This window comes from Vagococcus allomyrinae (assembly GCF_017829975.1).
Taxonomy (GTDB): Bacteria; Bacillota; Bacilli; order Lactobacillales; family Vagococcaceae; genus Vagococcus_D; species Vagococcus_D allomyrinae.
In genome coordinates this window covers 91,442-110,887 of the sequence record NZ_JAEEGA010000002.1, presented here as the reverse complement: position 1 = coordinate 110,887, position 19,446 = coordinate 91,442, and the positions used below count along the sequence as shown (strand labels likewise).

Sequence of the window (19,446 nt, the reverse complement as noted above, 5' to 3'; positions counted from 1 at the left end):
ATTTCAGTTTGAATTTGGTACATTTCACCCTTTTTTTAGTTCTTTTCAGGGGATTTTGACGACATTTTGACAAAATGCTTCTAAACTTGAGTTAGCAAGAAAAAATGTTACGGAGCTTTCAGCGATTAAATGATTTCTATATTATGTTATTTAATTGGTGGGAGTTATCGATGGAAAAGGAGCTATTAAGATGACGCAAGACTTGTCAATCAAGGTGAAGGAACTGAAAAAAAGCTTTAAGGGTACGACGGCTATTAAGGACATTAGTTTTACTGTCGGGAAAGGAGAAATCTTCGGTTTTCTCGGTCCGTCTGGTGCTGGAAAAACAACGACGATTAAAATATTAACAGGCCAGCTCAAACAGACCTCTGGCCACGTTGAAATTCTCGGTCAAAATATTACCAATTTTTCCGCTAATCTCTATGAACGAATTGGCATCATGACAGATAATAGTGGGCTATATGAGCGGATGACAGTTTATCAAAATTTGGCGTTTTTTGCTCGCTTATTGCAGGTGCCGACATCACGCGTTGATGAGCTACTTCAGCGAGTGGGGTTAGCCGAGCATCAAAAGAAACTGGCCAGCAAATTATCTAAAGGAATGACCCAGCGCTTGATTTTAGCCAGAGCGGTGTTGCATCAACCGGAGTTATTGTTTCTTGATGAGCCAACTAGCGGCTTAGATCCTTCGACGGCTTCAGCGATTCACGAGTTGTTGTTGGAATTAAGAGATAATGGGACGGCGATTTTATTAACGACTCATAATATGGAAGAAGCGACGTTTTTGTGTGACAATATTGCTCTTTTAAATGATGGGTTTATCGTCGAGAGAGGTACCCCAGAGGAATTAAAAATCAAATTTAATCAGGAGAAGCGTTATCGGATTACGAAGACAAGCGGTCAACAGGTGGTGTTAGCAGACAACCATGAAACTGTTGAAACGATTCAATCTTGGTTTCAAACAGGGCAAATCGAGACAATTCATTCATGTGAACCGACGTTGGGTGACATTTTTATTCAAGTAACAGGGAGGAAGTTAGTATGAGCTTTTCAATGCAAAAATTTATCGCAGTCTTTCAAATGAAATTTTCGGCAATTATTAAGAATCGTAACATTATCGTGGCACCTTTAATGGCCATAGGGTTTGTTTTATTGATGGGACTCTTAATGCCTGACGAGGCAATGGATCATGAAATGGGCTTAAATAAAGCGGGTTTCCTATTGAGTTTTGGTTTGTCTTTCAATATTATAATGGGAGGCATTATGATGGCTTCCTATCCTTTAGCTGAGGAAAAAGAGAAAAAGACCTTACGTGTGTTGATGACCTCTTCTGTCTCAAGTTTAGAATTCTTTTTGGCTAGCATTTTGCCCTCGCTGTTAATCATGACTATTGTGAATGTGGCGCTGATTCCAGCTGCCAACGTGTCATTTTCAGCTATTCCTGTTGTAACGTATCTACTTGTTACGACGATCTGCGGTGCTATAAGCTTAATGATAGGTCTGGTGATTGGTATTTCTGCTAAAGATCAAATGCAAGCGGGGATTGCGGGAATGCCGATTATGTTGATCTTAACTTTATTGCCGATGTTTTCAATTTTTAATGAAACCTTAGGAACGATTGGCAGTTTTACCTATCCTGGGGTTTTGAATAATTTTGTTCAAGCAACGTTGTTTGGTACAGGTTTCCAATGGGGCTTTAAGGAGCTGTTTGTGCTCTTGGCTTGGGTGATTATTAGTGCTGGTGTCTTTATGTATGCTTATCGAAAAAATGGCTTGGATGAGTAGTAAAAAGCAGCGACCTGTCAAATCGACAGCTTGCTGCTTTTTTGAAAGGGGAGGGGCTTGTTTTAAGTGGGAGCTCTTTTTTGAGGAGGGAAGACTTGCTGGTAGCTTAGGTAAGTCTCACCAAACCGCTTTTGGCTGGTTGTGCAGGTGAAATTTAACTCATTCATGATGGCGATTGCGTCGTGATGTTCAGGGGAAATCAGCCCGATTAATTGATCTAACTGAAGTATGTTTTTACTAAATTCCACAACGGCTGTGATGGCTTCTTTGGCATATCCTTGTTGCCATCCTTCAGGGAAGAACGCGAACAGTAACTCATAAGCCTGAAGTTCTGGGGTGTAATCAACTCCACAATAACCAACATATTGATTTTGACGGAAATCAGTGACGGAAAAGTCATGATTACCTGATTTTTGGAATAAGAGGCATTTTTGCTGATACTTTTTTTCAGCTTCCTCATAAGTTAACGTGGTGCCACCGTTTGTCCGTTTAGCGATTGGCACACCTGTTAACAAGCGCCAATAATCTGGAAACTCCGCTATTTTTGGCCCCTCAATGATTAATCTTGATGTTTTCATTTCAAACATTTGGCGGCTCCTTTAATAACGCTGCTTTTTTTATGGTACAATAAAAGAACTTAGTTCATGGAAGAAAGGAGTGACGGGAAATGCTTCAGATTGCGATCTGTGATGCTGATCACCACGCTCGCCGTGATTTACGGCAATTAATTGATCTGACTCTTCAACTAAAAGGAGTTCCTTATATAATCAGGGAAGAAAGCAGTGGCGAGTCACTACTTCAGACTGCGACTAGTCTTCATTTTGACATCATCTTTCTTGATATTAAGATGCGGGCCTTGAATGGGATTGAAACGGCTAAAATCATTCGCAAGAAATCACAGATGTCCTTAATTATTTTTGTCACTTCTCACGCTGAGTATGTGTTTCAAGCGTTTGATGTTAAGGCGTTTAATTTTATTGTAAAGCCTTATGCCGATGGCAAAATGATTCATGTTCTTAATGAGGCATTACGTGAGCTAAAGATACCTCAAAATCACTATTTGCCGATTAAACGAAAGCAAGGCATCTACCGTTTGTCATTAGCAGATATCTCTTATTTTTACAGCCATCAGCGTCAAGTGACGGCTGTTACCGCAGAAGGGGAGACTTGCTTTTATGATAAACTTGACCAGGTGGAAAAGCAGTTACCTGATTTTTTTATCCGCTGTCACAATCGATATATTGTCAATTTAAACATGGTAACTAATGTAAGCGCAGTCTCGCTAGATTGTAATGGTGAGACATTGCCAATCAGTCGCAAGTATAAACACCATGTGGCCCTCATTATGTCTCAAAAGGGTGTTAACTGAGTGTTCGTTGAGAAGAGGATTGGTCAAATCAATAGGAAGTTTATTTGGAATTTGTTTTGATGATGCACATGCCGTATTGATAAATCTCTCTCGTCATCGGGTATTCCACCGCTTCGTCTTTGAGTTTGTCTGGGAATTCTTTGTCCAGTGCTGCGTATTTTTTTTGAGTTTGTTTGAGTCGTTCGTCTTTTTCTTCGAAATTATACTGGGTCATGTTCTTTCTCTCTTTCATCGTGATACTCTTATTTTATCCTAGATATTTTGCTTATATTAGTCATGAAAATGTCATTTTTAACTAGTTTAATGTCATTTTTGGTAAAAATAGGCAGAGAGTTTGTTTGGAATTAATGCAAGCGTGTCAGTCGATAGTCATCCCGTAAAATAATCTGAACAGATAGTTCAACTGAATGATCAACATATTGTTCATCATTATTTAATAAGAGCTATGATAGTAAAAACAATCATTCGAGAAGGTGAATGATTGTTTTTTGCCGTCCAGTAGAAACGGCGAATTAATATTATGGCAACACTTCTTAAGTCATTTATAAACAAATGGCAGCTATTATAAGGGTATCACTTAAAGAAAAAGGATGTGTTTTGGATGGTTAAGAACAATTGGGTGAACTGTCAGCGTCAAAATGAACGGCTTCACGGGGCGCTTAAACGGCTGGATCGTCAAATTGAATGGCCAGCTAAATTCACAGCTGGCTTTGTAGCTGGTAGTGGCTCCTTATTGATCGTTTTTGGGGTAGCCATGACAGGGTCGATGGGGCTGGTAGCGATGGTTTTAGGAGTGGTTATTGCGATACTGGCTATTCCACTCTATTCGATGATACTAACTCAGCAAATGCGGCGTTATGCTAAGAAATTGACCAGATTAACAGGCGGTAGCTTATTCTATGATTAGTGAGGAATCAGTTTAATTGATTTAATAAGAGAAAGCAGGGAAAACAGATGAAAAAAGAGGTTTATTTAGTAACAGGTGCCGCTGGCTTTTTAGGAAGTAATGTTGTTCAACAACTGGTAAAGAGTGGCAAACAAGTCAAAGCACTGGTTTTAAAAGATGATCCAGCTGCCAGTTATTTGCCTCCTGAAGCGGTGGTTGTTCCAGGCGATATTACCGACTTAGCTAGTTTGAATGAGTTTTTTATCGAACCAGAAGATGTGGAAATTATGGTGATTCACTGTGCTAGTTTGGTGACCACCTCTCCAGAGAAAAATGAAAAAGTCTATCAGGTCAATGTGATTGGCACCAAAAATATCGTGGATTTGTGTGTTCAGCACCAAGTTAAAAAATTAGTCTATGTCAGTTCGACTGGGGCGATTTTAGAAGCCCCCCATGGGGAACAAATCGTGGAGCCAACGGCCTTTTATCCAAAGGAAGTCACAGGCTATTATGCTGAAACAAAAGCGCTGGCCACTCAATATGTTCTGGATAAGGTCCAAGCGGAGGGCTTAAATGGAACGGTGATCTATCCTTCGGGAATTGCCGGACCAAATGATCATGCTTACGGTCCTTTTGTCAGCTTCGTTAGACGTTATTGTCGAGGTGAAATGCCTGTTGGGGTAGCGGGGACCTTTAATGCAGTGGATGTTCGTGATTTAGCCAGCGTCACCATTGAGGCCGTTACGAAAGGACGAGCAGGTCAAGGGTATATTATCAGCAATGAGCTAGTGGACATGAGAAAGATGTTTGACTTGATCAGTGAAAAAAGTGGTGTTGCCAAGGTTGAACGAATCCTTTCACCAACTGACATGTTAGCCTTATCGTCAGAGAGTCTGGCAACTAATCAAGGCGCAAGTAAAGAGGCTTTAAAATTTGAGCTTTACAATTTAACCCGTAATAACTGGTTTTCTTGTGAAAAAGGGCAAGCGGAATTAGGATTTAAACCAAGACCCTTTGAAGAAACCATCGGTGACACGGTTAAATGGTTGCAAGGGGCAAGTGAGATATAGAGCATGGTGAGCCGTAATTGGGTATTTTGGTAGATTCCCCGAAATAGGGAAATAGGAAAAACTCAACCTGACATTCTAATTCGTCAAGTTGAGATTTAAGTTTTTCAATTGGTTTAAATCCTTAATAATTTTGTTTGCATATAGCTCCTATTAAATAATCATCCTTTCCCGTTAAACTTTCAGCCAGAAAAAAGCTGAAAGTACCACTCTTGGCGGATGATTATGCGAATTATCCAATGGAACTATCTGTTTGATTATTTAACAGGATGTATATAGTCTTAAATTGACTCAGCTGTTTTCTTAGCAATATGAAAAATCTAGGGTCTTAGCATTTCTCCTTCTGTCCATGAAACAATCAGCCGCTTCAGCCTTCTTAACCTAGTTTCTTCTTTTTTAGCACTTATGACCCACCAAACGGAATCTCTTTTATAAGAAGGCGGAAGCTGATTAAAAAATTCCCAAGAACTTGGATTTTTTCTGATTTCATCTTCATATTTTTTCGGAAGAGTACCGTTCCTACTTGCGGAAGAATAACCTGTTTGATCTTTTTTTTGATTGAAAACGGCCAATCCCTCAGACCTCATTTGATTGAGTTCTATCAGTTTATGTACCTTCTGTACATTAACTTTACTCCAGAGTCTATTAGGCTTACGTGGCGTGAAACGAATTTTATAGCGATCTTCGTCAACTGTTTTTCGTATCCCATCAACCCAACCAAATGCTAGTGCACAATCCACTGACTCGGACCACGTGAAACTTGCCTTATTGGTCTTTTTCTTAAAAAAAACGACCCAAATTTCACTAGCTGTTTGGTGATGACTATCCAACCAATCAATAAATTCTATTTGGTTACTAAAAAATTGGGTTCCCCTCATTTTTTCAGCCATTCTAAAATCAGTTGATTAAGCTCTTTAGGTCTTTCTTCTTGAATCCAATGACCTGTGTCTAAACTCTTAACGTCGATATTAGGTACAAAATCCTTGATATTTGGAAGTGGTGGAATAATATCTTTCTTAACGTATACCATTAAGGTAGGCTGTTGAAGAATAGGAGATACTTTACCTAATAAATCCCAATTACGATTTAGATTTCTATACCAATTGATGCTTGGAGTGAAACCTGTCTTTTTAAAACCTGAGATATAAACAGAAAGATCCTCATCGTTCATAACTGGTTCACCTAATGGCTGGGTTGCTTTAGCTAGATTAATCATTTCCATTCCTTCACCAGGACCTTGTGCTGGCGCATTTTTGCGATATAAGTTTTGCAGAAATTGTGCTGTATTCTCATCCAATATAGCATCCGCAACACCTGGTTGTTTGTTAAAGTGAACGAAATAATAATCATCGCCCAAAAATTCCTCCATAAAATCAATCCAAGGTTTCTCGCCACGAATTTGGTAAGGCAAGCATAAGTTAATCATTTTACTCACACGTTCTGGATGTAGCAAAGCCATACTCCAAACAACACTTGCGCCCCAATCATGCCCCACAAAAATGGCATCTTTGTATTGGTAATGATCTAAAAGTGCCACAAGATCACCTGTTAAATGCTCAATATCATATTTGGTGACTTCTTTTGGACAAGAAGATGCTCCGTAACCCCGTTGATTCGGAATAATAACGTGATAACCTGCTTCTAAAAGAGGCGTCACTTGATGTCTCCAAGAATAAGCATGCTCTGGCCATCCGTGGCAAAGAACGATAGGATGCCCCCCATTTTGTTGCCCTGCTTCAAAAACCTCTAGCTCTACACCATTAACTGAGATAAGTGTTGGTGTTGGAAATGTATTACTGTTTGTCATTTTATATCCTCCTAAGTTTAAAAGCGGAATGGGCTCGTTTAGCTTTGTCTGAATCGGTTTTTATCTTTTTCCGAGAAGCTAGCCCATGCAACCAAATAATTAAACTAAATATGTCTTACAACAACCATATTATCATGGAGGTTTGACAACAGTCTGTCAGCTTTGAGATGTGAAACGGATTTAACGATATTTCTCAGTCATTAGTTCGAGTTTGGAAGTAATGGTTTGACGCAATTCTTTTGGCGCTAAGACTTCAATATGTTCTCCAAAACTAAATATGAGAGAGAACAGCCATTCTTTTTCGGGGAATGAAGCTTCAATAAGGAGTTCACCTGTTTCTAAGATCGTAATATCTTCTTTATTAAAAACATCCTCTACACGTGATTTCATTTTAGGGGAAATTTTCAAGACTATTGTTGTCATTGCTGTTTGTTCATTCAATGAGGCCGTGATTTCGTGATAGGATTTTTCTCGACGCTCAAATGAGTGATTTTCAATGTGGAAATCACTTATGCGAGAAACTCTAAATGTTCTGAAATCTTCTTTTAACAGGCAATAAGCAAATAAGTACCAAGTATAATTTTTAAATACGAGCGACATTGGCTCAACTTGTCTGCTACTGACGATATTATCATAATTTCTGTAATCAATCGTTAATAAATTAGTCTGTGTAATTGCTTTCCTTAGTGCCTTAACTAATGCTTTTTGATCTGGGGTGTTGCCATAAGGATGTAAATCAATGATGATTTGTTCCATATGTAGCTTTAGATGATCTGATTTATTTTTAGGAACAATATTCTCTAGTTTTTCTATAGATGATTCTAACTCAATGTCATCAACTGTTGCGTTAATATCCTTGAGAGTAGAAAGAAGAGAGGACATGTTATTCAGAGTTAGTACTTGATGATTTAACTTATAGCTCTCATAAATGCTGAATCCACCATTATTTCCAGAATGGGAAATGATGGGAATACCAGCTAAATTGATTGTTTCAATATCTCGGTAAATAGTCCGAACCGATACTTCAAATTTTTCACTCAATTCATGTGCTGTTACACGATTTCTATTAAGCAACATCACAATAATAGTCAACATACGTTCTATTTTCATCTTGTTCTCCTTAAAAGTATATTTCTTTGTTATGCGGTAAATTCACTTAATTAAATACGTCATCTTGGGTATTATTGACTTTTCCTCCGTAAAGGAGCATTAAGGAAAAAGTTAGAACAATTTTTCATTCTCTCTTCAAGTTCATTCTATCGGAAATGATCCTATGTTTCTATTTTTTGGCACTAAAGTAGGTGTGGATGATTTTTCTCATTCACACCATAACTTATACAGCCTAAGTAAAAAAGAGAGGCATCGCTGATATCAGCGCGCCTCTCTTTTGTTACTTACATTGTCATGGTTTGTTTGGTGCTACCAACGACTAGGCCGGTTTTTTCTTCCCACCATTGATTGACTTCTGTGACATATTGAGTGGGAAAAGGTGCTAAGATATCGCTAAAGTTGACGTTTTGTAAATGAGCGTACGGAAAGGACATCATCAGGTTGTGTTTAAGTTCAGCTAATAGATTGTAATACTGAAAAATGCCAAAATAGGTTTCTTCAGTATCGTCATCCAATAAAATTCCTGGTACTCGTTCAAAAATAAAGCCGAAACTTCGCATCATGAAGGTAAAAGCATCCATTTGCTCTGGTTCAATGTGCTCCACGTTTCGTAGTAATTGAGTGTGAGCACTTAGGGCAGCACTCAATTCTTTTTTTAATAGTCGTTGATCAACGGGGTATGTCATGTAAATTCCTCCTTTTATTTATAGGTCCGGTATCCGCTATCACTGCGCTTTGCTTCGATCTCATCAATCTCTAGAGGTTAAAACCTCAAGAATTGAAGGGCTAAATGCTGCCGTCATTCTTAGGGCTTCAGCCCTTAGAGACGAGGGACAACGTAGTAAAGCATTAAGCATAGAGGTCCTCCTTTTACTTATAGAACTAGTTGCTGTGGCTGGTCTTAAACTCGTTTGAATAGTTGACTTAGCCAACTAGTTTTTTTAGCTGGTTCAACAGGTGTTGTGGCAATTTGTTTGGCTTCTGGTTGTGTTCGTTTGCCATATTTTTCTGTGACGCTGATGGGGTCGATGTTGACGGCCTCTTCGCCAGCGTACACCAACCCAATGGCTTCAGGTTGAGCTTGGTTTTCAGTGTCGACAATTTTAAACGAGCAGTTGGCTTTTTGAGCGGCCACCATATAGGTCTTTTGTAGATGGGAGGCCAGAGCTGCGTTAATGAGGACTTGATGGTTGGGATTATGGGCCAATTCTTCCTTAAAATAGGCAAGATTGCTCGTGTTTGACATTTCTGCCAAGGTCATGGATAAGTAGATCCGTTCTCTAAAGGTACCAAGGTATTTGCGTTTTTCGTCAGGCTTAATTTGTGGTGTCCCGTACATCCCTTTTTCTAAGTAATCTTGAACATCTTTGCTCATAAACATCCCCTTCCATTAAATGGTTTTCATGACTCAATTATAGCACATCTCCTACCTCAGTAGGTCGCTCAAGCTAGTTGATGATAGCGGTCATTTTTATGGTAACCTGATAGAGCAATTAATAAGCTGTCACAAAAATTAAGCTTGATTCGTTATATAGAGTAAGAGGCAAAGGAGGATCGGAATGAAAAAGGCAGATCGACGACAATTAGAGAGCTTATACGACCGTTATGAACAACTGATTTATCGAGTGGCCTACGGTGTACTCAAAAGTGTGGAACAAGCTGAAGATGTTACCCAAGAAACGTTTATCCAACTGTACCACAACTTACCGACATTAAAAAAATTGAATGAGAGTGACACAAAGCGTTATATTTTGAAAATTGCTAAAAATAAGGCCATTGATTATTATCGAAAAAATCAAAAACAGCATGATTTTTTATCTCAGTATCAGCATTCTCAGGGGATTGCTGAGGATAATGTGGCGTCTAAAGTTAATGAGTTGATTTCTGAAGAGCAAATGGTAAAGTTGTTGAAAATTTTACCAACTTCTTATCAGAACGTGTTTATGTATCGACTGTATTATGGTTTGTCGACGAGAGAAGTGGCCGAGTTGACGGCCTTAAGTGAAGCCAATGTCCGCAAACAGTACGAACGAGCTAAAAAGAAAATTATTTCGACGATAGGAGGAGCCGAAGATGACAACATCAGAGAAACACTGGCAGGCATTAGCTGAGGCGGCAGAAAAAATGGCATTAGCTAGTTCTGAGCAGGGGGAAGAAAGCCACGCATTTTCTGAGGACTACCAGCAACGAAAAGCCGCGTTTTTAAGGGACGAGGCAGAAGAGAAACGCCTTAAAAAATATCGAAAACGATTGATCGCGATCGTAGCAGGTCTTTTAATCGGGATTCCCACTACGGTCTTTGCAGCGAAGCAGTTATATGACTTTGTGGTGGAAAAGGAAAACTATGAAGTCAAGGTGTCGGTAAAACAACATTCCGCAGATACGTCGATTTCACAGGAAGAAGAGGTGTTTTACAAGCTCTCTTTAGGTTATGTTCCTGACGGGATGTCTGATTTTAATGAACAGGGCATGAAGTATTGGTATGAAGATAATTATGGCATGGGTGGGTTCTCTTTCTTGTTGTGGAAGGTCAATGAACAGGCTGATTTTTCCGAGTTATTTGTGGCTAGTTATCAAGAGGTCAATTTTGGAGAACACCAAGGGGTGATTACGACGACGGTCGAAAATGAGTCTGATATGAGTCGCCATGCTTATGTGTTGTTTGCTGAGGAGGGCTTTATGTTGGAGGTCTATGTTGGGAATGATGTGCCAGAGATGGAGTTAACGAAAGTCTTAAGCAACGTCCGGCTGGAAGCAACGACTGCAGAACAAGGGACAGTTTATCAGGATTATGATGACCTTAAGACGATGGACCAGCAACGGGAAATAACGGTGAAGCCATTAGTTAAAACGAATCCACAGCTCCTTGGTGTTGGCGAGAAGGTCGCTCTTGGTAATGTTAATTTTACGATTGAGACAGTGGAAGTTCGTCAGTCGATCGCTGGTTTGGAGCTTGCAAATTTTTACAGTAGCATGCTGGAGCGTTTGTATGAGCGGGAAATGATCGATGAAGCTGGGAACTTGATCCCTTATGAACGTTTGTCTTATCAACGAGGGGATGGTAAAAATACCATAGATCAAGTAATCGATCGCAAGTGGAGTCAGCCTAAACTGGTCTATCTGACCGCTACCTTGGAGAGTTTATCCAATCATCCGATTGAGGATTTATTTATGCAAAATAGATTGACCCTTTTAGCGGAAACCAAAGGGGGATGGACCTATGCTTCAGAAGACATGGCAAGTGATCCTGGGATTTTATCAAGTGAAATCGATTATTTGGATAGTCATGGTGAGGGAAAGGGCTATTATCGTTTGCCGACGATAGCGCCCAAGGAAAAGCGAGTGATTCATTTTGGTTATTTTATTGATGAAGCACAATTGTCACAGATGTTTCTTGATAGTTTCTCATATGGCGGCGTGACCGATTATATCGATGATTTAAATGCGAGCGATCGCTGGTGGATTGATATCCGTCAATAGTTGACTAAGAAAAAAGCTTAAGACCGCGGTCTTAGGCTTTTTCTTTAAATGATTATTGTCAGACCGTTACTCTGCCAGCTCAGCAGGTTCTGTGGCAAGGGAGCTGACGTAGAGTTTCCAAAATGGTAGGTAAATTACGAGCCCTATGATGAATGATAAAACAGGGATTAAAATGGTTTTCCAATCACCGGTTCCAAGTGGACCTAATAAAAAAGGTGGGGTAGCCCAAGGGACCAGTGCGTAAAATTTCCCCATAAAGGGGGTGGACATGATCAGGTAGCTGATCCCCGTAGAAATGGTACCACTGGCGATAAAAGGAATCATTAAGTAGGGATTTAAGGCAATCGGTAAACCGTAAATCACCGGTTCGACAATGGTGAAAATGCCTGGAGCGAAGGTTGTCCAACCAAGGGTTTTGAGAAATTTGTTTTTTGAAATAACCATTAAAAAGATCAGTGGCCAGACGGCAGCCGTCCAGATGCTGAGACGAAGTAAGCCGGTTTGGCCTAAGCCAGCTAAAATATTTGGCAATTGATTTGCTGGGGTGCCATTGCTTAAGGCTGCTGTGTTTTGGTCCAGCCACATTAAGCCAAAGGGGGTGAACAGGGATAGCAGCATATTATCGCCATGAAGTCCGACACTCCAAAAGAGAAGAACAAGGAAAGCTAAAATCAGGGCAGTCCAAAGTGAATCAGAACCTGAAATAATCGGTTCTAAAACGGAATTTAAAAAAGCGACAAAATCAAACGATAGAACGGAGCGGATTAACCAAGCCATCGTAAAGGAAATAGCGTAAGGGATTAAGGAGGCAAAGGCCATGCCGACATTGGGTGGAACGGATGCGGGCATCTTAATCGTAATATTGTGTGTGATACAAAAGCTGAGAATGGTCACTGACACGATACTGGTAATGATACAGGCGAAGAGTCCGCTGGCACTAAAGGAGCTTATTTGAATTCCGCCAGAACTATCCAATCCATCAATTGTGAATAAAATAAAGGTGGTTAACCCCATTAATGAGGCACTCTTGGTGCTGATTTTTTTTCGTTCGGCGTAGGAGTAGGGAATGGCGACGGAGCAATAGAGGGCCATCATTCCTAAAGTGGCGTTATTTAGCCAGACGAATTTAGCGTTCCAAGGCGATAAAAATGGCAATAAGGCTTTTCCACTGGTTCCCACATCGGGAGAACCTAAGACATAGAAAATTAAGAAAATTGAGCCAATCATAATAATCGGCATAACAGCTGTCAGCCCTGAAACAATTGAAAAAATAATATCTGTGTTAGCGAATCGGCCTAGCGGTTCAGAGAGTTTTAAAGCAAAATCGGTAAATCGTTCCATTATCGGTTTCTTTTTCATCATTATCACTTCTTTCTTTTATTGTAGGAGAAATCGTTCAATTAGCTATCCTTTCATCATTAGTTAAGAGCTCTTTTATTGGTGAAGTGCTGCCAGATGTCTGCCTCACTCTATGATTAAAGATAACCAATGAGGGGGTGTTTTGTAACCGCTTTTTGTTAAGTTGGTTGTTGTTTTCGTATTTGATGTGGATTTATGCAATTCGATTTCATAACTGGAAATAAACAGTGAAAGGTTGTACCAATTCGTTGTGAAGCGCCACACGAGGTTAATGAAGCTTGCTATACTTTTTTTGTAATAACAAATAAAATGACGGAGGGCTTATTATGTTAACCATAGCTTATATTGGGTTTGGCAACAGTGTGACACATTATCATCTTCCTTATGTTGAGAAAAAATCAGAGTTGAAGGTCAAGTATATTTATCGGAGAGAGGAGGATCGGTTAGGTGATACGGAACGTGAAGCTTGGTATCCACATTATATCTTCACTTCAGATATCGAAAAAGTTATGACTGATCCGGAAGTTAATTTGATTGTGGTTAACACACCAGATGCTTTTCATGTGGCTTATTCCATGATGGCTCTTGAGCACGGTAAACACGTATTGTGTGAAAAACCATTTGCCATGACGGTTGCTGAAGCTAAGAAGGTATTTTCTTTAGCAAAGGAAAAAGGCTTAATCGCAACGGCTAATCAAAATAGACGGTTCGACGCTGACTTTCGTACAGTCAAAAAAGTGATTGATTCTGGTGTCCTAGGAGAGTTAGTGGAGATTGAATCACATTATGATTATTATCGTCCAAGTATTAAGGAAAATAAGCGGTTTGGTTTTCTTTACGGTTTGGCAGTTCATCCGCTAGATCAGATCATCAGCCAATTCGGTATTCCGAAGTCAACCACGTTGGATTGCCGAAGCATTGATAATCCAGGGATTTCAGATGATTATTATGACATGGATCTCTTTTATGAAAATGGTCTTAAAGCGATTGTCAAAACGAGTTGTTATGTCAAGTTGGACTATCCTCGCTTTATTGTTCACGGCAAGAAAGGGAGCTTTTTGATGCCGAGTTTAGGTCATAATTCCAATAAAGAGTATCAACCTGGCCCAATTGTTTTAGCGGAAGAAAATTATTCTGAAGAATTTTGGGGGACTTTGGCCTATGTTGATGAGGCCGGAGAAACGATTGAAATGAAAGTTCCGGTGGAATCCACAGAGTATGGGCGGATCTATGATAATTTAATCGGAGCGATTGAACACAATCAAGAAAAAATTGTTAAGGATCAAGAAGTCATGGCGGTTTTAGAGATTATTGAAGCTGGTTTAAAGCGTGCAAAGGAGGCTAAATAAGATGAAGTTAGGCATTTTAGGAGCTGGGATGATTGTTCGAGATTTCTTGACATTCGCTCATAAGGTTGAAAACTTAGAATTAGTGGGAATTTGTGCCACGCCAGAGGAAGCCGAAGTGGTTAACGGATTGGCTCAGCAAAATGATATCGCCTTTTCTTATACGGATTTTAATGAGATGCTGATTAATCCTGAGATAGACACGATCTATGTTGCAGTGCCTAATCATCTTCATTATCAATTTACGAAAAAGGCGTTGGAAGTAGGGAAGCATGTGATTTGCGAAAAGCCCTTTACTTCCAATCTTGAAGAGGCCAGAGAACTAGCGGCCATGGCTCGGGAAAAACAGCTGTTTTTATTTGAGGCAGTCAGCACGCGTTTCTTGCCAAATGTCTTAAAAATGAAAGAATTGTTACCTAAACTTGGCAAGATCAAGATCTTTTCTGCCAATTATTCTCAGTACTCCTCTCGTTATGATGCGTTTAAAAAGGGGGAGACATTACCAGCCTTTGATCCTCAAAAAGCTGGTGGTGCGTTAATGGATTTAAATATTTATAATATTAATTTAGTGGTGACCTTATTTGGTAGTCCGCAAAAAGTTGATTATCAAGCTAATATAGAACGAGGAATTGATACCTCTGGTGTGTTAATTTTGGATTACGGGACTTTTAAATTTGTGGGAATTGCGGCAAAGGATTGTAAAGCGCCGATCGTGACGAATATTCAAGGCGATCAGGGATGTCTGGTGATTGACTCTTCGGCGAACATCGTCGATCGTTTTACCTTGTTGATGAATCAAGCAACCGCTGGCCAAGTAAGTGGCAGTGGTTTAGGTGAGACCTATGATGAGAATTGTGGTAAGCATCGAATGCAGCACGAATTTGAAGCTTTTATCAAGATAGTCGCTAGTGGAGATGATGTCAGGGCGGATGAGCTGTTAGAGATAACGCTGATGACGATGGATGTTCAAACGAAGGCGAGACAAGCGGCGGGGATCGTTTTTTCAAGGGATGTTGGTTAAAGGTTTATCGGTTAGCTGTGAGGTTGTGTGAGCGTTCTGCATTCCTTGATTATTCCTTGTTAAGAAAGTAAAATGAACAGACAAGCTAGTAATTGGAGGGGTCTGAAATGATTTTGCAGCAATTAATGGAGACGACTAACTTTACCTATCAAGAGCAGGCGATTGTTGATTATATTGTCAAGCATCCGAGACTGATTTTGGAATCGACTGCCAAAGATTTAGCTGCAAAAACGTATACGAGTTCAGCGACGATTGTTCGCTTTTGTAAAAAATTAGGGTTTAAGGGCTACCCTGATTTTCAATTAAACTTTGTGAAAGAGACAGCTCATCTGAGGGATGACACGATTACCGCACTTTCGAAAGATTTATCAAATACAGAGGTTTCCACGTATGTGGAGAACTTGTATTTGGACACTGTGCAACAGACCAAAGAATTGCTTAATAAGGACACGTTTAATCGCGTTATCAACTTGTTGATTCACATTAAAAAAATTGATTTTTATGCAAGTGATATTAATTTTTCAAGGGTTCAATCGACATGTATTAAGTTGACTAATGTGGGCATTCATGCGCAAGTCTTTAATGCTTTAAATGAATTTTACGTATCCAACTTAAATCCCCAGGACAGTGTGTCGATTATTGTCAGTCATACAGGGAAAAACCCAACCATGATTGATGCTGCTTATCAGCTGAGAAAAAGACAGGTCAAAACCATTGGGATTACGAATAAAATCAACAAGGATTTGGAATTGATTTGCAATGAGAGTTTATATGTGTTTTTTTCAAATAATGGCTCCATGAGTGCCTTACAATATGGCTTGTCTTTAGAGTATCTTTTAGATACGATCTACGCTTGTTTGGTTGTGAAAAAGGGCGGACTTTAGGAGGAGACTCGTTATTATTGGTAGGGAACGATGCTAGATTATTTTATTTCAGGCTCTTGACTTTTTTTTAAGACCCTGATATAGTAAACCCGAAATGGAAAACTTCATAGGATTTGTTAGGTGAGGCTCCTATACAAACACAGGCTACTGCCCAAAAATGTCGAGAGACGCCAATGGGTAGAACAGGGATTGTCGATCTAAGGCTTTTCATAAAGTAGCTAAAAGCGAAGTGCTTTTTACGTTGTATAGTGCCAAAACTCAACGATGAGATCGCTAAGCGCTTATTTGGTATACCCACAAATTAACAGCTTATTAACCTTACGTTGAGACTAACGTAAGGTTTTTTTGTGGCTTTCTATTATCTTAAAAAGATTGAGGTGGTAATCAATGGATGACCATTTACCCAGTTGGCGGAACAGTAAAAATCGAAGAGAGCAAAGTGATTATGGACCATTATTGAGCCACGTCATCGTTGAGACTTAATGTCATTATTTATATCAAGTACATAATCCAGTTAATCTCTCATTTTTTCTGTTCTAAAGAATAGTCGTGTTTTATAGGAGGCCGTAAGATGTCCACACTACTGCAAATTTTAGGTTTTGGCGGAATAGGTACTCTTTTATGGTACGTTTGGTTTGGAAGAAAGATGAGGAGAGAAAAATGGCGAAAAGATTAGCAGCTGTTGGTCATGAAGGAGATAATGTTTATAAATTTTCAGCTTCCAACAGCTTTAAGCGTGTAATGAAACAATTTGGCACCTCAGATAAGGGGCTAAATCAAGAGGAAGTCACGGCTTCACGACAAAATAATGGCGCTAATGTCATTACAACGGAAAAACAAGAGAGCTTTTTTGTTAAGGTAGTGAAAGCTTATATTACCTCATTTACGATGATTTTAATTATTTTGGCAGTGATTTCTTTTGTCACGGATTATTTAATTGTCCCGGCAGATGAAAAAGATATTACGGCGGTTATTATTATCAGTGTGATGGTAATTCTTAGTGGAACGTTGACATTGGTTCAATCTGTCAGGTCTACTAATGCTGCGGAAAAGCTGACCAAATTGGTTCGTGTAACGGCAACTGTCACCCGTAAGGAACGTGAAAAAGTCGAACTGCCGATTGAAGAAATCGTCTGTGGCGACATTGTTAATCTATCTGCAGGAGACATGATCCCAGCAGATATTAGGTTATTTCAAGCAAAAGACTTATTTGTCAGTCAATCAGCTATGACGGGTGAAAGTCAACCAGTGGAAAAAATAATTGATGTGGACACTGATACTGATAAGGCCATGACGGATTTTCTAAACATGGCATACATGGGAAGCAATGTGATTAGTGGCAGTGCCAAGGGGGTTGTCGTTCGAGTGGGAGACGACACGTTATTTGGGAATATTGCCCAAGATCTTACAAAGAAAAAAGGCGTTACTAGCTTTGAATTAGGGATTAGCTCTGTGTCTTGGGTGTTAATTCGCTTTATGTTTGTCATGGCACCGACTGTGTTATTGATTAATGGTTTCACCAAAGGGGATTGGTTGGAAGCATTTCTTTTCGGTCTGTCTGTGGCTGTCGGTTTGACACCTGAAATGTTGCCGATGATTGTCACGACGAATTTAGTAAAAGGTGCCACGGGGATGGCAAGTAAGGGAACCATTATTAAGAACATCAACTCCATTCAAAATTTTGGGGCAATTGATGTGTTATGTACGGATAAGACAGGAACCTTAACCCAAGACCGCATTGTACTGGAGTACCACCTAGATGCGGACGGGAAAGAAGATGACCGCGTTTTACGGCATGCATTTTTTAACAGTTACTACCAAACTGGGTTGAAAAACTTGTTAGATGTGGCGATTATCGAAGCGACTGAACAGGAATTGGATATTGAGAAAGAGGATTACGAAAAAGTCGATGAAATTCCTTTTGATTTTGAGAGACGGCGGATGAGTGTGGTCATTCGTGATGCGTTGGGGAAAACTCAGATGATTACCAAAGGAGCCATTGAAGAAATGTTGGTTGTTTCTCATTTTGTGGAACAAAATGGCGCAGCTGTGCCTTTAACGGATGAGTTACGGAACAAAATTTTGCGGACTGTAGATGATTTAAATGGGGATGGGTTGCGGGTTCTTGGTGTGGCTCAAAAGACGAATCCGCGAGTTCAAGGAGAGTTTTCTGTTTCTGATGAGACGGAGATGGTTTTAATTGGCTACCTAGCCTTTTTGGATCCACCAAAAGAAACGACTCAACCGGCTTTAGAAGCCTTGAAAAAGCATCAAGTGCAAGTCAAGGTGTTAACTGGGGACAATGCCTTAGTTACACGGACCGTTTGTAACCAAGTGGGCTTGCAAAATGAAAAGATGCTTTCAGGGACTGATATCGAAATGATGTCTGATGAAGTTCTCAAGATGAAATTGGAAGACACTAATATTTTTGTTAAATTGTCACCGAAACAAAAGACGCGGATTGTCAAAGTACTGCGCGAGTCAGGTAGTACGGTGGGCTTTTTAGGTGATGGGATCAATGATGCCCCTGCGATGAAAGAAGCGGATGTGGGAATTTCCGTTGATACGGCAGTGGATATTGCCAAAGAATCTGCGGATGTTATTTTATTGGAAAAAGATTTGATGGTCTTAGAGCGTGGTATCACCTCTGGTCGGGAAACTTTTGGGAATATTATCAAATACATTAAGATGACGGCCAGTTCTAATTTCGGCAATATGTTTTCTGTGGTCGTTGCCAGTTTGTTCTTACCATTCTTGCCGATGTTACCAATTCAACTACTCTTTTTGAATTTGATTTACGATATTTCTTGTGTGTCTTTGCCATGGGATAATGTGGATGAGGAATATTTGGAAACACCTAAAAAATGGGATGCTTCATCTATCGGCTCCTTTATGAGATGGATTGGACCAACCAGTTCTGTCTTTGATATTACGACGTACATCTTGCTTTATTTTCTTATTTGTCCAGCTGTAGTTGGCGGTCCTTTTACCAGCTTAGGTGCGCAAGATCAAGCGCTCTTTATCGCCTTGTTCCACGCTGGCTGGTTTGTGGAATCTCTATGGTCTCAAACCTTGGTCATCCACGCTTTACGGACACCCAAAATTCCCTTTATTCAAAGTCGTGCGTCCTTTATTGTGACGACGATTACCTTTATCGGGATCGGCGTCGGGACAATTCTGCCTTCAACGGCTCTTGGGGCTCAATTAGGGATGGTTGCTTTGCCAACACAATTTTTCTTCTGGTTGGCCTTAACGATTGTTGCCTACTTAGCCTTAGCCACCCTTTTGAAGAAAATTTACATTCGTCGGTTTGGCGAATTGTTGTAGGATAA

At 39.9% G+C, this 19,446-nt stretch carries 19 protein-coding genes and 1 riboswitch; of the genes, 11 read left to right on the top strand and 8 right to left on the bottom strand.

All coding sequences use genetic code 11. The annotated features are described in order from the left end of the window. Window positions 1-190: 190 nt before the first annotated feature. Both I6N95_RS03160 and I6N95_RS03155 read left to right on the top strand, forming a co-directional pair. Window positions 191-1,045: an ABC transporter ATP-binding protein gene (locus I6N95_RS03160; protein ID WP_209524903.1), complete on the top strand. Its 855-nt coding sequence runs from the start codon at window positions 191-193 to the stop codon at window positions 1,043-1,045. Beyond that, entirely contained in the window at window positions 1,042-1,785 is a 744-nt protein-coding gene (locus I6N95_RS03155; RefSeq protein ID WP_209524902.1) for an ABC transporter permease, read from the top strand. The genes I6N95_RS03160 and I6N95_RS03155 overlap by 4 nt, the downstream gene beginning before the upstream one ends. 62 nt (window positions 1,786-1,847) lie before the next feature. On the opposite strand, the gene I6N95_RS03150 is transcribed toward I6N95_RS03155, so the two are convergent. Further along, complete coding sequence (locus tag I6N95_RS03150; protein ID WP_209524901.1) at window positions 1,848-2,372, bottom strand: GNAT family N-acetyltransferase; 525 nt, start codon at window positions 2,370-2,372, stop codon at window positions 1,848-1,850. 80 nt (window positions 2,373-2,452) lie between these two features. Here I6N95_RS03150 and I6N95_RS03145 point away from each other — a divergent pair, with 80 nt between their 5' ends. Continuing rightward, window positions 2,453-3,154, top strand: coding sequence for a LytR/AlgR family response regulator transcription factor (locus I6N95_RS03145; RefSeq protein ID WP_209524900.1), 702 nt, complete (start codon window positions 2,453-2,455; stop codon window positions 3,152-3,154). Window positions 3,155-3,194: 40 nt separating this feature from the next. Here I6N95_RS03145 and I6N95_RS03140 read toward each other — a convergent pair whose 3' ends face one another. Then, window positions 3,195-3,386 (bottom strand): hypothetical protein, encoded by a 192-nt coding sequence (locus tag I6N95_RS03140; RefSeq protein WP_209524899.1) that lies wholly within the window; start codon window positions 3,384-3,386, stop codon window positions 3,195-3,197. Between the two features lie 369 nt (window positions 3,387-3,755). Between I6N95_RS03140 and I6N95_RS03135 the strand changes: the two genes are divergently transcribed. Both I6N95_RS03135 and I6N95_RS03130 read left to right on the top strand, forming a co-directional pair. Next, on the top strand, window positions 3,756-4,061 hold the full coding sequence (locus I6N95_RS03135) for a hypothetical protein (protein WP_209524898.1): 306 nt from the start codon (window positions 3,756-3,758) through the stop codon (window positions 4,059-4,061). 47 nt (window positions 4,062-4,108) lie between these two features. Then, window positions 4,109-5,110: an NAD-dependent epimerase/dehydratase family protein gene (locus I6N95_RS03130; protein ID WP_209524897.1), complete on the top strand. Its 1,002-nt coding sequence runs from the start codon at window positions 4,109-4,111 to the stop codon at window positions 5,108-5,110. Between the two features lie 317 nt (window positions 5,111-5,427). On the opposite strand, the gene I6N95_RS03125 is transcribed toward I6N95_RS03130, so the two are convergent. From I6N95_RS03125 to I6N95_RS03105, 5 genes are all read right to left on the bottom strand, one after another. Beyond that, window positions 5,428-5,997 carry a YdeI/OmpD-associated family protein gene (locus I6N95_RS03125; protein ID WP_245249232.1) on the bottom strand — a complete coding sequence of 190 codons (570 nt, stop codon included), beginning with the start codon at window positions 5,995-5,997 and terminating at the stop codon, window positions 5,428-5,430. After that, window positions 5,982-6,914 (bottom strand): alpha/beta fold hydrolase, encoded by a 933-nt coding sequence (locus I6N95_RS03120; RefSeq protein WP_209524896.1) that lies wholly within the window; start codon window positions 6,912-6,914, stop codon window positions 5,982-5,984. The genes I6N95_RS03125 and I6N95_RS03120 overlap by 16 nt, the downstream gene beginning before the upstream one ends. A 180-nt stretch (window positions 6,915-7,094) precedes the next feature. Then, entirely contained in the window at window positions 7,095-8,024 is a 930-nt protein-coding gene (locus I6N95_RS03115; protein WP_209524895.1) for a helix-turn-helix transcriptional regulator, read from the bottom strand. 284 nt (window positions 8,025-8,308) lie between these two features. Further along, window positions 8,309-8,710 carry a hypothetical protein gene (locus I6N95_RS03110; protein WP_209524894.1) on the bottom strand — a complete coding sequence of 134 codons (402 nt, stop codon included), beginning with the start codon at window positions 8,708-8,710 and terminating at the stop codon, window positions 8,309-8,311. 215 nt (window positions 8,711-8,925) lie between these two features. After that, complete coding sequence (locus tag I6N95_RS03105) at window positions 8,926-9,399, bottom strand: YueI family protein (protein ID WP_209524893.1); 474 nt, start codon at window positions 9,397-9,399, stop codon at window positions 8,926-8,928. Window positions 9,400-9,583: 184 nt separating this feature from the next. On the opposite strand from I6N95_RS03105, the gene I6N95_RS03100 reads away from it, so the two are divergent. Both I6N95_RS03100 and I6N95_RS03095 read left to right on the top strand, forming a co-directional pair. Beyond that, window positions 9,584-10,135: a sigma-70 family RNA polymerase sigma factor gene (locus I6N95_RS03100; RefSeq protein ID WP_209524892.1), complete on the top strand. Its 552-nt coding sequence runs from the start codon at window positions 9,584-9,586 to the stop codon at window positions 10,133-10,135. Next, window positions 10,098-11,504, top strand: a complete 1,407-nt coding sequence (locus I6N95_RS03095; RefSeq protein ID WP_209524891.1) for a hypothetical protein — start codon at window positions 10,098-10,100, stop codon at window positions 11,502-11,504. The genes I6N95_RS03100 and I6N95_RS03095 overlap by 38 nt, the downstream gene beginning before the upstream one ends. A 66-nt stretch (window positions 11,505-11,570) precedes the next feature. Here the strand turns inward: I6N95_RS03095 and I6N95_RS03090 are convergent, their stop codons facing one another. Next, window positions 11,571-12,863: a PTS sugar transporter subunit IIC gene (locus I6N95_RS03090; RefSeq protein WP_209524890.1), complete on the bottom strand. Its 1,293-nt coding sequence runs from the start codon at window positions 12,861-12,863 to the stop codon at window positions 11,571-11,573. A 326-nt stretch (window positions 12,864-13,189) separates the two neighbouring features. Here I6N95_RS03090 and I6N95_RS03085 point away from each other — a divergent pair, with 326 nt between their 5' ends. From I6N95_RS03085 to mgtA, 4 genes are all read left to right on the top strand, one after another. Continuing rightward, window positions 13,190-14,212, top strand: coding sequence for a Gfo/Idh/MocA family oxidoreductase (locus I6N95_RS03085; RefSeq protein WP_209524889.1), 1,023 nt, complete (start codon window positions 13,190-13,192; stop codon window positions 14,210-14,212). Between the two features lies 1 nt (window position 14,213). Next, on the top strand, window positions 14,214-15,230 hold the full coding sequence (locus I6N95_RS03080; protein ID WP_209524888.1) for a Gfo/Idh/MocA family protein: 1,017 nt from the start codon (window positions 14,214-14,216) through the stop codon (window positions 15,228-15,230). 107 nt (window positions 15,231-15,337) lie between these two features. Continuing rightward, a complete protein-coding gene (locus I6N95_RS03075; RefSeq protein WP_209524887.1) occupies window positions 15,338-16,114 on the top strand; it encodes a MurR/RpiR family transcriptional regulator in 777 nt (258 codons plus the stop codon). 105 nt (window positions 16,115-16,219) lie between these two features. Next, a riboswitch (M-box (ykoK) riboswitch) is annotated at window positions 16,220-16,391 on the top strand. 383 nt (window positions 16,392-16,774) lie between these two features. Beyond that, window positions 16,775-19,441 carry a magnesium-translocating P-type ATPase gene (gene mgtA / locus I6N95_RS03070; RefSeq protein WP_209524886.1) on the top strand — a complete coding sequence of 889 codons (2,667 nt, stop codon included), beginning with the start codon at window positions 16,775-16,777 and terminating at the stop codon, window positions 19,439-19,441. The last annotated feature ends 5 nt before the right edge of the window (window positions 19,442-19,446 follow it).